The organism is Nocardioides imazamoxiresistens (assembly GCF_032378595.1).
Taxonomy (GTDB): Bacteria; Actinomycetota; Actinomycetes; order Propionibacteriales; family Nocardioidaceae; genus Nocardioides; species Nocardioides imazamoxiresistens.
In genome coordinates, this window is record NZ_JAVYII010000009.1 from 1 (window position 1) to 13,484 (window position 13,484).

Here is a 13,484-nt window from a genome sequence, read left to right on the forward strand (position 1 = left end):
CGCGAACACGAGCGCCGCTGGCGCTACCGACCCACACACCCCGACGAACCACCCGACGGCTTCATCTGGACCAGCCCCCGAGGCCGCCGCTACCTCGTCACACCGACCGGAACGACGGCGCTCGAATAACCGGATCCGACGACAGCCCTACACCCGCCCCGCACCACCGGCAGGCCCGCCGACACCACGTCGCCGGGCCCGCCGGCGTGCTCGCACCCGGTTCACGGTTGCCACGTCGCGCGCTCTCGTCGTTCATCGCGAGGAGATTTCGAGCGGCACGATCGGAACCAGGCGTCCCGTCGACGCGTCGACGCGTCGACGCGTCGACCCGGCCAGCAGGCGCTCGACCTCGACGACGATCGAGTTGAGACACTCGAGGCCGTTCTCAGGGGAGGACGTCGTGACGTCCACCCGGAATGCATCACCGGATCACGACAGAGGCCCGTGGCGCCGAGGAGGCGCCGGGCCACCTCCGTGACGAGCCCGCCGCCGCTCCGGGCCCGCCGGCGCGCTCAGCCCACCGCGCCCCACACGCACGGCACGCCGTGCGGGGCCGCGGTGCCGAGCACGGCATCGATCGTGCCCGCGTCCGCGTCCCCCGCCGCTCCGCCCCGGCGGGCTCGCAGGGTGACGACGAACCGGTGCGGTTCCCCGGGGGCGAGGCGGCGGGGCTCCAGCGACACGTGGGCGACCGGGGCGTCGGGGCGGGCCGCGGCCAGCAGCCGGTCGAGCGCCGCGTCGAGACGCTCCTGGGTCGGCGCCGGCAGGTACTGGCGCACGACCGAGTGCCACACGACCGTCAGCGCACCGTCCACGGGTTCCAGCGCCTCGACGGCCTCCGCCGCGTCCCCGCGCCGCAGGTCGATCGGCACCTGCGCCGCCAGGGCGAGGGCAGCGCGCAGCCGCTCCCACCGCTCCCGCTGGTCGGGCCACACGTAGGAACCGAGCCGCAGACGGCCCTCCGGGCTCGCCGCGTCGACGGGCGCGATGTCGACCCCGCTCCGCGCCGCGAACCGCAGGTCGGGCCAGGCGCGCGGCACCCACGGGCCCCCGGCGCCCGACGACCCACCCGACGAGCCCGCGGCGACCCGCCACGCGTCGTCGAGGCGTACGCCCGCGTCCTCCGGCCCCTGGGCCAACGGACCGAGCGGGCCGGCGCCGGTGATGCGCACGTGGTCGGCGCGCAGGTTGAGACCCGCGCTGGCGCCGAGCTCCACCAGGTGCACCGGGAGCCGGTGCTCGTCGGGCAGGTGCAGCAGGGCGCCGACGAGCGCCGCCGCGCGCCCGGGCTCGTTGGTCTGCGGCGGGAGCGCCAGACCGGCCGCGACCTCCCCGCCGAGCTCCGGGTCGTCGAGGGAGCGCTCGAGGAGGGCGAGCACCGCTGCACCACCGCCCGCCGGCGCCCAGGTCCCGCCGACGGAGGGGTAGAAGGTGGCGAGCGACCCCGCTCGACGCTCGAGCACCAGCCGGTGCACGGCGCCGAGCAGTCGCAGCGCCAGCGCGTCCGGGCCGCGGGAGCCCAGGTGCCCGGACAGCACCCGGGCCGTCGGTCCGCCGGCGGCCAGGTCGTCGGCCAGCAGGGCGCAGAGGTCGGCGTACATCGGCGAGCCGAGCGCGCCGCAGGCCCGTCCCTGCTGCCGGAACGCCTCCGCGGGTGTCACGGCAGCCTCAGCGCGGGACGTACGCCCACAGGTCGAGGTCGAGCAGCACCCCGGGGGCGTACTTCCCGTCCTCGCCGCGCAGCGTCATGGACTCGTCGCGGCCCTTGGTGGCGACGAGCCGCAGCCGCAGCGCCCCCACGCCCGGCGCGGACGTCTCGGCCTTGTCGAGCACCTCTGACCACGCGTACACGGTGTCCCCCGCGTAGGCCGGCGCCGCGTGCGCCCCGGCGTTGATCGCCGCGAGCAGCTGCGCGTTGGCCAGCCCGTTGAAGGACAGCGCGCGGGCCAGGGAGATCACGTGCCCGCCGTAGACCAGCCGCCGGCTGTCGGGCCGCGCCTCGGTGCTGAAGTGCACCTTCGCGGTGTTCTGCCACAGCCGGGTGGCGAGCATGTGCTCGGCGTCCGTGATGGTCACGCCGTCGACGTGGTCGATCCGCTCCCCCACCTCGTAGTCGTCGAACCGGTGCGGCTCGCCGGCCGCCGCGAAGTCGTACGCCGTGAGGTCGAGGCCCGCGGGCACGACCAGGTCCTGCGCGGCCACCGCGTCGGCGAGCTGCGGCACCACGGTCTCGGGCGCCGGGGCGTCGTGGTCGCGCTTGTGCACCATCACCCAGCGGGCCCAGTCGAGCACGACCTCGTCGCGCTGGTTCGTCGCCGTCGAGCGCACCCAGACCACGCCGGTGCGCCCGTTCGAGTTCTGCTTCAGCCCGATGACCTCGGAGCGCGTGCGCAGCGTGTCGCCCGGCACGACGGGACGGTGGAAGCGGCACTCCGCGTAGCCGAGGTTGGCGACCGCGTTCAGCGAGACGTCCGGCACCGTCTTGCCGAACGCGACGTGGAACGCCACGAGGTCCTCGACCGGGGCCGGGTCGAGGCCGACGGAGGCGGCGAAGACCGCCGAGGAGGGGATCGCGAAGCGCGTCGGGTAGAGCGCGCCGTACGCCGCCCGGTCGCCCTCGGTGATGGTCCGTGGGGTCGCGTGCTCGAGCACCTGACCGACCGAGAAGTCCTCGAAGAAGTTGCCGGGGTTCGTCTTCGCCATGCGGGTCATCATGGCCGACGGCCCCGCCCCTGGGGGACCAGGCCCACAGGGCGGCGCCGGGTGCGGCAGGGTGGGCCCGCACGGACGACGCGCCGCACGACGCGCAGGGAGGGGGACGACGATGGGGTACTACCCCGAGCCCGGGGACACCTTCGGGCCCTACACGATCACCGACGTGGTCGGGCGTGGAGGGATGGGCGTGGTGTTCGCGGCCCGTCAGTCCGGTCTCGACCGCACGGTCGCGCTCAAGGTGCTCTCGCCCCAGCACGCGGTCGACGACGACTACCGCCGCCGGTTCGTCCGGGAGGCCGCGGCGCTCGCGCGTCTCGACTCGCCCCACGTCATCCACGTCTACGACCACGGCGAGGTCGACGGGTGCCTGTTCCTCGCCACCCAGCACGTCGGTGGCGGCGACCTCGGCCACCTCCTGCGTACGCACGGGGCGCTGGCGCCGCGCGCCGCGCTCGCGATCGCCGCCCAGGTCGCCGACGCGCTGCACGACGCGCACCGCGTCGGCATCGTGCACCGCGACGTCAAGCCGAGCAACGTGCTGCTCCGCGCGGGCACGAGCGAGCCGTTCTCCTACCTCTGCGACTTCGGGATCGCCCAGGCGGCCGGGCCCGAGGGGGTCGACGGCGCCGAAGGAGCCGACCTGACGGCCGCGGGTGCGGTGGCCGGGACGCCGGCGTACCTGGCCCCCGAGCGCTGCCGCGGCGAGGCGGCGACACCCTCCAGCGACCTGTACGCCGTCGGCTGCGTGCTGGTCGCGATGCTCACCGGCCACGCGCCCTACCGGGGCAGTGACGTGGAGGTCGGCGTGCAGCACCTGCACGGCCCGGTGCCGCAGCTGCCCGGCCACGACCCGCTGACGGCGCGGCTCAACGCCCTGCTGCGCCGCGTGCTCGCGAAGGACCCGGCCCAGCGCCACGGCTCGGCCGCCGAGCTGCGCGACGAGCTGCAGGAGATCCGGGCGGGCCTCACCGGCGCGGGGACGGGCACGGGGCCGGGCACCGGCGCGGGGTCGCCCGCGTTCGCTCCCCTGCCACCCGGCGCCCCGGTGTCCTCCGGCGCACCCCGGTCCCGGACCCTGACCTGGGCGCTGGCCGCGGCCGCCGTGGTCGTGCTCGTCGCCGGCACCGCCGTCGGGGTGGTCGCGCTGCGCGACGGCGACGGCGGCGGGGACGACGAGGCGTCCGGCAGCTCGCCGGGCACGAGCGCCACCGAGGCCCCGAGCAGCCCGGAGGAGTCGGCCTCGGCGGACGACGACAGGACCGACGACACCGACGACACCGACGGCACCGGTGGCAGGGGCAGCGTCGCCGTGCCGTACGGCCCCGCGACGACCGCGACCCCGGCCGACGGCGCCCTGGTGGCCCTGGACGGTTACTCGTTCCGCGTGCCGCGCGGCTGGACCGAGCGCACGGACGTGCCGAACGTGGACGTCGCCTGGATGGACGGCGCCGGCACGGGACCGTTCGCGAACAACGTGAACACGGTGAACGAGACCGTGCCGTCGGGCACGACCATGAACGAGGTCGTCGTCGCGCTCGGCTCGGCCGCGCAGCAGCTCGGCGGCACCGACATCGAGCTCGGCGGGATCGTGGACCTCGACGGCTCGCCGGCCGTCTACCAGGCCGCGACCCTGCAGGCCGGCGGCGGCGTGGCGTACCGCGCCCATCAGTTCGCCGCGCTGGAGGGCGATCGGCTGCTGACCATCACCTTCAGCCAGGCCGCCGACACGGCCCCGGCGGCATCCCAGGAGGAGATCGGCTCGGTGCTGGCCACGTTCACCTGGGACGGCTGAGCCGGACCGACGCCGATCCACCGGCGATCTGGTGGCGCGGACGGCGTTTCTGACGCCTCGATGCGTGGGATACGGTCGATCGACCTGCAGAGCCTGCGGTCCGAGGGGCGTGGCCGTCGCCCGGGCCGTGAAGTGTGAACGACGTGCGTGAGGAGGCCCGAGGTGGCGAAGTTCCCCGAGGTGGGAGACCAGTTCGGCCCCTACACCATCACCAGCCAGATCGGCCAGGGCGGCATGGGTGTGGTGTACGCGGCCGAGCAGTCCGGCCTCGGCCGCACGGTGGCGCTGAAGGTCCTGGCCCCGCAGTACGCGGCGCAGGACGACTACCACGAGCGCTTCGTGCGCGAGGCCTCCACGCTGGCGCGCCTCGACTCGGTGCACGTCATCCACATCTACGACCACGGCGAGCAGGACGGCTGCCTGTTCATCGCCATGCAGAACGTGCGCGGGGGCGACCTCGGGCAGGCCATCAAGGCCTCCGGCGGTCTGGGGGTACGCGACGGCGCCGAGCTGGTCGGCCAGACCGCGGCGGCCCTGCACGACGCGCACAAGGCCGGCGTCATCCACCGCGACGTCAAGCCCAGCAACGTCCTCCTGCGCGACCACAGCGACGACCCCCACGCGTACCTGTGCGACTTCGGCATCGCGCAGGGCAACCAGCCGGGCCTGACCGTGGCCGGCTCGGTGGCCGGGACGATGGGCTACATGGCGCCCGAGCGCTGCCGCGGCGAGGCCGCGACGCCGGCGACCGACATCTACGCCCTGGGCTGCGTGCTGTGGACGACCTTCGCCGGGCGCGCGCCCTACAGCGGCACCGACGTCGAGGTCGGCCTGTCCCACATCAGCGACCCGATCCCCCAGTTCGTCGAGGACACCCCGATCGCACGGATGGTCAACGCGGTGCTGCGGCGCTCGATGGCCAAGGACCCCGCGGCGCGTTACCCCGACGCAGCCGCGATGCGCCGCGACCTGCGGGCGATCAGCGACCGCGCCCGTGGCCAGGGCGAGATCCGGCTGCAGCCCGACCAGGGCGGCGGCAAGGGTCTCGGCGGGCCGTCGGGCACCGGCGGCTCGAGCGCGGGCGCCCGCTCCGCGCCCAGCACGCCCTCCGGCGCGAGCAGCCCCTCCGGCGTGCGCGCCCGGCCCACCGGACCGCGCCTGGACGCCCCGCCCCCGCGCAGCGCCGGCGGGCCCGGCGGCCCGGGGCGTGTGGACCAGCCCTCGCAGGGCTCGCGGGGCTCCAGCCCCGTGCTCCCGGCCCGCCCCGGCGCCGGCCGGCACGGCGGCTCCAGCGCCTCGAACCCGGCCGCGCCGCTGCCGCGCCGACCCGAGGGTTCCAGCGCGTCGAACCCGACGCACCGGGCCTCGTCCAGCCCGTCCAACCCGTCGCAGGTCTCCCACCCGGCCCAGCGCCCCGCGGGGGCATCGACCGGCTCCCCGGCCCGTCCGGCGTCGGGCGGCTCCGGCGGACCGTCCGGACAGGCCATCGCGGCCCTGGCGGTGGCGGCCGGCGCGGTCGTCATCCTGCTGATCGTCGTGCTGCTCACCGCCTGAGCGAGGCCGGTCGCACGACCCGCGGGTGCCGTGGGTCGTCGTGGTCGATCAGCACGCCCGCCCGGGCGGCGGGGTCACGCTCGGCGAGGTAGATGCGGCACGCCGCCGCGTAGCGGGTCTCGTACGCCGCCGCCGCGGCCGCCGCACCCCCGAGGGCGTCCGCGTCGCGGGCGACGCCGCGCGCCGTGGCCACCGCGTCGTCGACCTGCAGGAACACGACCTCGTCGAGGTGTCCCTCGAGCGCGTCGACCTGGAGGAACGTGGCGTCCACGACGACGACGGCGTCCGGCGGCGCGAGGGCGGTCGCGCCCTCCACGACGGCGTCGGTGGCCAGGTCGTGGACCGCGGTGGCGCGGCGACGTGGTGGAAGCCGTCGGAGTCGAGGTGGATCGCGGGGCGGCCGAGCGCCGCCACCGCCGCCACCAGGTCGCGGGCGAAGGTGGTCTTCCCGGCGCCGCACACACCGTCGACGCCCACCCGCACGGGGTGGTCGAGCCGGAACGCGACGAGGTGCTCCGCGACGTCGCGGAGCACCTCGTCCCGGTCGGTCGTGGGGGTCACGACTTCAGCTTGTAGTCCTTGAGCAGGGCGCGGCCGATGATCATCTTCTGGATGTCGCTGGTGCCCTCGCCGATCAGCATGAACGCCGACTCGCGGTAGAGCCGCTCGATCTCGTACTCCTTCGAGTAGCCGTAGCCGCCGTGGATGCGGAACGACGCCTCGACGACCTCGTTGCAGTACTCCGAGGCGAGCATCTTGGCCATGCCGGCCTCGACGTCCATGCGCTGGCCGGAGTCCTTGAGCCGCGCGGCGCGGACCATCATCGTGTGGGCGGTCTCGACCTTCGTGGCCATCTCCGCGATCCGGAACAGGATGGCCTGGTGCTCCGCGATCGGCTTGCCGAAGGTGTGGCGCTGCTGGGCGTAGGCCGTGCCCAGCTCGAAGGCCCGGTTCGCGATGCCGCAGGCGCGAGCCGCCACGTTCACGCGGCCGACCTCGACGCCGTCCATCATCTGCGCGAAGCCACGGCCCGGCTCTCCCCCGAGGATCTGGTCGGCCGAGATCCGGTGGCCCTCCAGGATCATCTCGGTCGTGTCGATGCCCTTGTAGCCCATCTTGTCGATCTTGCCCGGCACCGTGACGCCCTGGGCGGTCTCGCCGAAGCCCGGCTCCTTCTCGACCAGGAACGTCGTCATGTTCTTGTAGACGCTGTCCGCGCCCTCGTCGGTCTTGCACAGCACCGCGACCAGGGTCGAGGACCCGCCGTTGGTCAGCCACATCTTCTGGCCGGTGATGGAGTACGAGCCGTCCTCGCCCTTGACGGCCTTCGTCGAGACCGCGGAGACGTCCGACCCCAGCGCCGGCTCCGACATCGAGAACGCGCCCCGGACCTCGCCGGTCGCCATCTTCGGCAGGTACTTCTGCTTCTGCTCGTCCGTGCCGTGCTGCATCAGCATGTACGCCACGATGAAGTGCGTGTTGATCACGCCCGACACGCTCATCCAGCCACGCGCGATCTCCTCGACGCACAGGGCGTACGTCAGCAGCGACTCCCCCAGCCCGCCGTACTCCTCCGGGATCATCAGACCGAACACCCCGAGCTCCTTGAGCCCCTCGACGATCTCCGTGGGGTACTCGTCCGCGTGCTCGAGCTCCTGGGCGACCGGGATGATCCGCTCCTCCGCGAACTGGCGGACCGCCTTGACGATCTCCTCCTGCACGTCGGTGAGACCGTCGGTCTGACACAACCGGGGCATGCGCGTTCCTTCCTCGTCGGATCTCGTCGTCGGGGTCGCGCGCAGCGTAGCGGCGCGCGGCCCGAACCGATGTTACTTGTCGGTAGTCGAGAGCGACAGGGCGTGTCCGCCGCGGGTGCCCCGCCGAGTGCCGGCGTCGCTCGCCCCCAGGATGGTCCGCGCCGCGTAGCGGTAGCGTTGCGCCGTGAGCTCTCCCACCCCGCGCGTGTACGTCGCCCGCCTGCTCGGTCTGCCGGTCTTCGACCCGCAGGGCGAACAGGTGGGCAAGGTGCGCGACGTGATCGTGGTGCTGCGCAGCGACGGCGGCGCGCCCCGGGTGGTCGGCCTGGTGACGGAGGTGTTCGGCCGCCGCCGCGTCTTCCTGCCGATGACGCGCGTGCTGGCCGTCGAGGCCGACCACGTCACGACGACGGGCCTGCTCAACCTGCGGCGCTTCGAGCAGCGGCCGACCGAGCTCCTGGTCATCGCCCAGATGCTCGACAGCCGGGTCACGCTGCGCCACGGCGAGATCGCCGCCACCGTCTACGACATCGCCGTCGAGCAGAGCCGCACCCGCGACTGGTTCGTCAGCCGTGTCGCCGTCAAGGAGCCCGCCCGCGGCTTCCGCCGGCGCGGCCAGACCCACATCGTCGAGTGGGACGAGGTCGAGGGCCTCGGCCACCGCGACGACGCGCAGGGGGCCACGCAGCTGCTGGCCGCGCTGGGCGAGATGCGGCCCGCCGACGCGGCCCGGATGATCCACGACCTGCCCGAGGAGCGTCGCCGCGTCGTCGTGCACGAGCTGGCCGACGACCGTCTCGCCGAGCTGCTCGAGGAGATGCCGGAGGAGGACCAGGTCGCGGTCGTCTCGCTGCTCGACTCCGAGCGGGCCGCCGACGTGCTCGAGGAGATGTCGCCCGACGACGCCGCCGACCTCATCGCCGACCTGCCCGCCGACACCGCGGCGCAGCTGCTGGCGCTGATGGAGCCCGAGGAGGCCGCCGACGTCCGCCGGATGATGGCGTACGCCGAGGAGACCGCGGGCGGCATGATGACGCCCGAGCCGGTGATCCTGCCGCCCGACGCCACCGTCGCCGACGCGCTCGCCCACGCCCGCAACCAGGAGATCACCCCCTCGCTGGCCGCGCTCGTCTTCGTCTGCCGCCCGCCGCTGGAGACCCCGACGGGCAAGCTCTTGGGCTCCGCGCACATCCAGCGGCTGCTGCGCGAACCCCCGTCGAGCCTCGCGGCCTCCGCGGTCGACTCCTCGCTCGACCCGCTGCGCCCGAACGCGACGATCGACGAGGTCGCCGCCCACCTCGCCACGTACAACCTGGTCGCCGCGCCCGTCACGGACGACCAGGGCCGCCTGCTCGGCGCCGTCACCGTCGACGACCTGCTCGACCACCTCCTGCCGGAGGACTGGCGCGAGCGCGCCGCCGAGCGTTCCGACCGGAGGGACCACGCATGAGCTCCCGCGACCGCAGCCGACTCGACACCCCGCAGGACCCGCGCCGGGCCCTGGTCCGACGACCGTCCTACGACGCGGACGCCTTCGGCGTCTTCGCAGAGCAGTTCGCCCGGTTCATGGGCACGGCGCGGTTCCTGGCGTACATGACCGCCTTCGTCGTCGTGTGGCTGGTCTGGAACACGCTGGCGCCCTCCGACCTGCGCTTCGACCCGTACGCGTTCATCTTCCTGACGCTCATGCTCAGCCTCCAGGCCTCGTACGCCGCGCCCCTCATCCTGCTGGCGCAGAACCGGCAGGAGAACCGCGACAAGGTGATCGCCGAGCAGGACCGCCGGGCGAACGCCCGGGCGCACGCCGACATGGAGTTCCTCGCCCGCGAGGTCGCGTCCCTGCGCATGGCGCTCGGCGAGGTCGCGACCCGCGACTTCCTGCGCAGCGAGCTGCGGGCCCTGCTCACCGAGCTCGCCGACGACGACGAGGACGACCGCGAGCGCCGCGACCGGCGCGAGCGCCGGGACGAGCGCCGCGACCAGCAGCGGGACGAGCAGGGCGGCGACCTCGACGCCGGCCGGCGCGGCCGCGGCCGTTAGTCTGGAGACCATGAGCACCTCCCCGACCCCGCCCAGCGTCGAGCAGGTCACCGCTGCGCTCGCCGGGGTGAACGACCCCGAGATCAAGCGGCCCATCACCGAGCTCGGCATGGTCGACGACGTCCGGGTCTCCGACGAGGGCCACGTGGACGTACGCGTGCTGCTCACCGTCGCGGGGTGCCCCCTGAAGGACACCATCAACAAGGACGTCACCGCCGCGGTCGGCAGCCTCGAGGGCGTCACCGGCGTCGCGATCGACCTCGGCGTGATGACCGCGGAGCAGCGCCAGGGCCTGCAGGAGACGCTGCGCGGCGGCCAGGCGCAGCGCGAGATCCCGTTCGCCCAGCCCGGCTCGCTGACGCGCGTCTTCGCGATCGCCAGCGGCAAGGGCGGCGTGGGCAAGTCGTCCGTGACGGTCAACCTCGCGCTCGCGATGGCGGCCCAGGGACTCAAGGTCGGCGTCGTCGACGCCGACATCTACGGCCACTCCGTGCCCGCCATGCTCGGCGTGGCCGACGCCCGACCGACGCAGGTGGACGACCTCATCATGCCGGTGCCCACGCCCTCCGGCGTCTCCGTCATCTCGATCGGCATGCTCAAGCCGCGCCGCGACCAGGTGGTCGCGTGGCGCGGCCCCATGCTCGACCGCGCCCTGGTCCAGATGCTCTCCGACGTCTACTGGGGCGACCTCGACGCCCTGCTGCTCGACCTCCCGCCGGGCACCGGCGACATCGCGATCTCGCTCGGCCAGCACCTGCCGAGCGCCGAGGTCGTCGTGGTCACCACGCCGCAGGAGGCGGCCGCCGAGGTGGCCGAGCGCGCCGGCACGATGGCGTCGATGATGCACCAGCGCGTGGTCGGCGTCGTGGAGAACATGAGCTACTTCGTGAGCCCCGAGTCGGGCGAGAAGCTCGAGATCTTCGGCAGCGGCGGCGGCGACCGCGTGGCGTCGACGCTCTCGCAGCGCTTCGGCTACGACGTGCGGGTGCTCGGCCGGATCCCCCTGGACCCCTCCCTGCGCGAGGGCGGCGACGCTGGCAAGCCGATCGTCGAGTCCGACCCCGCCACGCCGGCCGCCCGCGAGCTGGTGGCGGTCGCCAACGAGCTGACCGGGCGTGGGCGCGGCCTCGCGGGCATGCAGCTCGGCCTCACGCCGACCTCGAAGTTCTGAGCAGCCGTTGTTCGGCATCGGCCTGCCCGAGCTGGCGGTCATCGCGCTCGTCGCGATGATCGTGCTGGGTCCCGACCGCCTGCCGCAGGTCGCCAAGCAGGCGGGGCAGATGATCCGGCAGGTGCGCCGGATGGCGAACAACGCCCGCGACGACCTGCGCGACGAGCTCGGGCCCGAGTACGCCGACCTCGAGCTGCGCGACCTCGACCCCCGGGTGATCGTGCGCAAGCACGTCATGGAGGCGCTCGCCGAGGAGGACGACGAGGCCTCGCGCCCCGGCGGCCGCCCGCTGGCGCCCGGAGAGCTCCCGCCCTACGACACCGAGGCGACCTGACCCCTCGCCGCTCCGACGGTCACGCGCGGGACCCGGCGGGTCATCCCGCCAGGTGCGGGGCGCTCTGCACCGCGGCGAGCCCACCGAGCGCGACCAGCTGCGTCCGCACGCCGGCCCTCGCCGCGCGCACCCCGTAGGTGACCTCGAGGAAGTCCGCACCGACGCGCGTCACCACGCCCTCGTGACGCGCCCCGCCGACGAGGTGCAGCACGCACGGCTCGTACGCGTCGGCGAGGCGCCGCAGGACCGATCCCGTGCCCAGACGGTCGGCCACCGACCACGCCGACTCCGGGACGGAGCGCTCCGAGGCGCCACGCAGCACGTCCACCGCGGCCAGCTGCAGCACCCAGTCGCAGCCCGGCGCCTCGACCAGGCACCACCCGTCCCCGACCCTGCGCAGCACACCGCCGACCTGCCCCACCCCGCGCACGTCCACCGACACCTCGGCGCCGAGGCTCGCCATCAGACGGCTGGCCAGGGTGACGGCCCGGTACTCGGCCCGGCCCCGGTCCGCGACCTCACCCGCGCGCTCGCGCCCGAAGGCGGCACCGGCCTCCTGCTCGAGCTCGTCGAGGAACGCGAAGAGATCGGTCTCCCAGCCCATGGCGCCCGACCGTAGCAGCGCCGTCCGCCGCTTGGCCCTGTTGACAAACGGTTGACACCACAGTTCAGCGAGCCTTAGATGAGGCAAACAAACGCAAACGCAAAGGTTCTCGGGATGTACGACCTTCCAGCGGCGTCCCCTCGACGCGCACTCGTCGTGGGAGCGGGCGCCACCGCCCTGCTCGGCGCAGCCACCTCGGCCGCGTGCGCGACCCTGGCCGCGACCGACCTGTCGGCCCGCTCGGGGCTCGACGAGATGATCGCCGCGCTCGCCGCGACGGTCGTGCTCGTCGCCGGCCCCTGGTGCTGGCTGCTCGCCGTCGTGACCTGCTGCGACGCCGTGCGGGGGCGTACCCGTCGCCGCGTCGGCTGTCCCGCCTGGGTGCACCGCGGCGTCCTCGCGGCCTGCGGGCTGGCGCTGGTGACCACCGCGGTCCCCGCCCAGGCGGAGGAGCGGCCCGCCCCGGCCGGTCAGCTGGTCACGGACGCGAGCGTGGGGGCCGCGACGGGTGGTGCGGTCGGCACGAGCCCGGGCCGCGAGGAGCTGCTCGACGGGTTGCCGCTGCCGGACCGCCCGGCCACGCCGGCCGCACCGGCCGCACCGGACCGCCCGGACGCGCCGGAGCCGCAGGTGGTCCCGACGCCGTCGGCGGCGTCGGTCGCCACGACCGTGGTCGTCGCGGCCGGCGACTCCCTGTGGAGCATCGCCGCCGACCTCCTCCCCCACGCCGACGACGCCACCCTCGTCGCGGCGGTCGCCACGCTGCACGACGCCAACGCCGCAGTGGTCGGCCCGCACCCCGACCTCGTCCTGCCCGGCCAGCGCCTCGACGTCCGGCCGCTCGTCGACCTCTCACCCGTCTCCGACCACGACCGTCCCTGAGCCCGACCCCGAGCCCGCCCCTGAGGAAAGGAAGCACCATGCGAGACCTCGACCCCCGAGCCACCCCTCCCACCCCGCGTGGCAGCACCGTGACGGCGCTGCGGCCGCGGCGACCGGGCGTACCGGTCCAGCCGGTCCTCCAGGGCACCCTGGCCCTCGACATCGCGCCCCTGCTCGACCCGCCGCCCGCGCCGGTCACGCCGGACCCTCCCGGTCCGACCGGGCCGGGCGCCGACGTGGAGCCCGTGGACCTGCGGCACCGGCGCAGCCTCGAGCAGTGGGCGCACCGCTTCTGCCAGGCGGCCGTGGAGATCGCCGGCGGCGACCGCCCCGCGACCCAGCTCGGTCGCTGGACGTCCGGGAGCGTGCTCGACGACCTGGCGCGCCGTGCGCACCTCGTCGGTCAGGCCAGCCTGCGGGGTGGCTGGGGACGCACCCGGTCGCTCGTGCGGCCGCAGGTGCACAGCGTGCACGCGTGCTTCGTCAGCCCGGCCGTCGCGGAGGTCTCGGCCCACGTGCGGTACGGACGCCGCAGCCGCGCCGTCGCCGCCCGCTTCGAGATGCGGACGGCGACGCGCGGTCGGGCCGGTGAGGTGCGGTGGCTGTGCACCGCCCTCGAGTTCGCCTGAGGGGCG

The 13,484-nt window shown here is 74.6% G+C and carries 13 protein-coding genes; 8 read left to right on the forward strand and 5 right to left on the reverse strand.

The features are described 5' to 3' along the window. Nucleotides 1-512 precede the first annotated feature (512 nt). Complete coding sequence (locus RDV89_RS17560) at nt 513-1,661, reverse strand: DUF2332 domain-containing protein (protein WP_315735134.1); 1,149 nt, start codon at nt 1,659-1,661, stop codon at nt 513-515. 7 nt (nt 1,662-1,668) lie between these two features. Beyond that, entirely contained in the window at nt 1,669-2,703 is a 1,035-nt protein-coding gene (locus RDV89_RS17565) for a MaoC family dehydratase (RefSeq protein WP_315735135.1), read from the reverse strand. A 121-nt stretch (nt 2,704-2,824) separates the two neighbouring features. On the opposite strand from RDV89_RS17565, the gene RDV89_RS17570 reads away from it, so the two are divergent. Both RDV89_RS17570 and RDV89_RS17575 read left to right on the forward strand, forming a co-directional pair. Continuing rightward, nucleotides 2,825-4,507, forward strand: a complete 1,683-nt coding sequence (locus RDV89_RS17570) for a protein kinase domain-containing protein (RefSeq protein WP_315735137.1) — start codon at nt 2,825-2,827, stop codon at nt 4,505-4,507. 162 nt (nt 4,508-4,669) lie between these two features. Then, a complete protein-coding gene (locus RDV89_RS17575; protein ID WP_315735139.1) occupies nt 4,670-6,061 on the forward strand; it encodes a serine/threonine-protein kinase in 1,392 nt (463 codons plus the stop codon). Here RDV89_RS17575 and RDV89_RS17580 read toward each other — a convergent pair. Together RDV89_RS17580 and RDV89_RS17585 are read right to left on the reverse strand one after the other, a co-directional pair. Further along, nucleotides 6,051-6,377, reverse strand: coding sequence for a nucleoside/nucleotide kinase family protein (locus tag RDV89_RS17580; RefSeq protein WP_315735141.1), 327 nt, complete (start codon nt 6,375-6,377; stop codon nt 6,051-6,053). The genes RDV89_RS17575 and RDV89_RS17580 overlap by 11 nt on opposite strands. 241 nt (nt 6,378-6,618) lie before the next feature. Next, the gene (locus tag RDV89_RS17585) at nt 6,619-7,818 is read right to left on the reverse strand and encodes an acyl-CoA dehydrogenase family protein (RefSeq protein ID WP_315735143.1); all 1,200 of its coding nucleotides are present in this window, start codon (nt 7,816-7,818) and stop codon (nt 6,619-6,621) included. A 184-nt stretch (nt 7,819-8,002) separates the two neighbouring features. On the opposite strand from RDV89_RS17585, the gene RDV89_RS17590 reads away from it, so the two are divergent. The 4 genes from RDV89_RS17590 to RDV89_RS17605 are packed head-to-tail and all read left to right on the forward strand — an operon-like array spanning nt 8,003 to nt 11,363. Next, a complete protein-coding gene (locus RDV89_RS17590) occupies nt 8,003-9,268 on the forward strand; it encodes a magnesium transporter MgtE N-terminal domain-containing protein (protein WP_315735145.1) in 1,266 nt (421 codons plus the stop codon). Continuing rightward, the gene (locus tag RDV89_RS17595; protein WP_315735147.1) at nt 9,265-9,858 is read left to right on the forward strand and encodes a DUF1003 domain-containing protein; all 594 of its coding nucleotides are present in this window, start codon (nt 9,265-9,267) and stop codon (nt 9,856-9,858) included. Before RDV89_RS17590 ends, RDV89_RS17595 begins: the two co-directional genes overlap by 4 nt. A 10-nt stretch (nt 9,859-9,868) precedes the next feature. Continuing rightward, nucleotides 9,869-11,029 (forward strand): Mrp/NBP35 family ATP-binding protein, encoded by a 1,161-nt coding sequence (locus RDV89_RS17600; RefSeq protein WP_315735149.1) that lies wholly within the window; start codon nt 9,869-9,871, stop codon nt 11,027-11,029. Between the two features lie 7 nt (nt 11,030-11,036). Next, nucleotides 11,037-11,363, forward strand: a complete 327-nt coding sequence (locus RDV89_RS17605) for a sec-independent translocase (RefSeq protein ID WP_315735152.1) — start codon at nt 11,037-11,039, stop codon at nt 11,361-11,363. 40 nt (nt 11,364-11,403) lie between these two features. On the opposite strand, the gene RDV89_RS17610 is transcribed toward RDV89_RS17605, so the two are convergent. Then, nucleotides 11,404-11,967, reverse strand: a complete 564-nt coding sequence (locus RDV89_RS17610) for a hypothetical protein (RefSeq protein ID WP_315735154.1) — start codon at nt 11,965-11,967, stop codon at nt 11,404-11,406. 114 nt (nt 11,968-12,081) lie between these two features. Between RDV89_RS17610 and RDV89_RS17615 the strand changes: the two genes are divergently transcribed. Both RDV89_RS17615 and RDV89_RS17620 read left to right on the forward strand, forming a co-directional pair. Next, nucleotides 12,082-12,849, forward strand: a complete 768-nt coding sequence (locus RDV89_RS17615; RefSeq protein WP_315735156.1) for a LysM peptidoglycan-binding domain-containing protein — start codon at nt 12,082-12,084, stop codon at nt 12,847-12,849. A gap of 38 nt (nt 12,850-12,887) precedes the next feature. Beyond that, on the forward strand, nt 12,888-13,478 hold the full coding sequence (locus tag RDV89_RS17620; protein WP_315735158.1) for an Rv3235 family protein: 591 nt from the start codon (nt 12,888-12,890) through the stop codon (nt 13,476-13,478). The last annotated feature ends 6 nt before the right edge of the window (nt 13,479-13,484 follow it).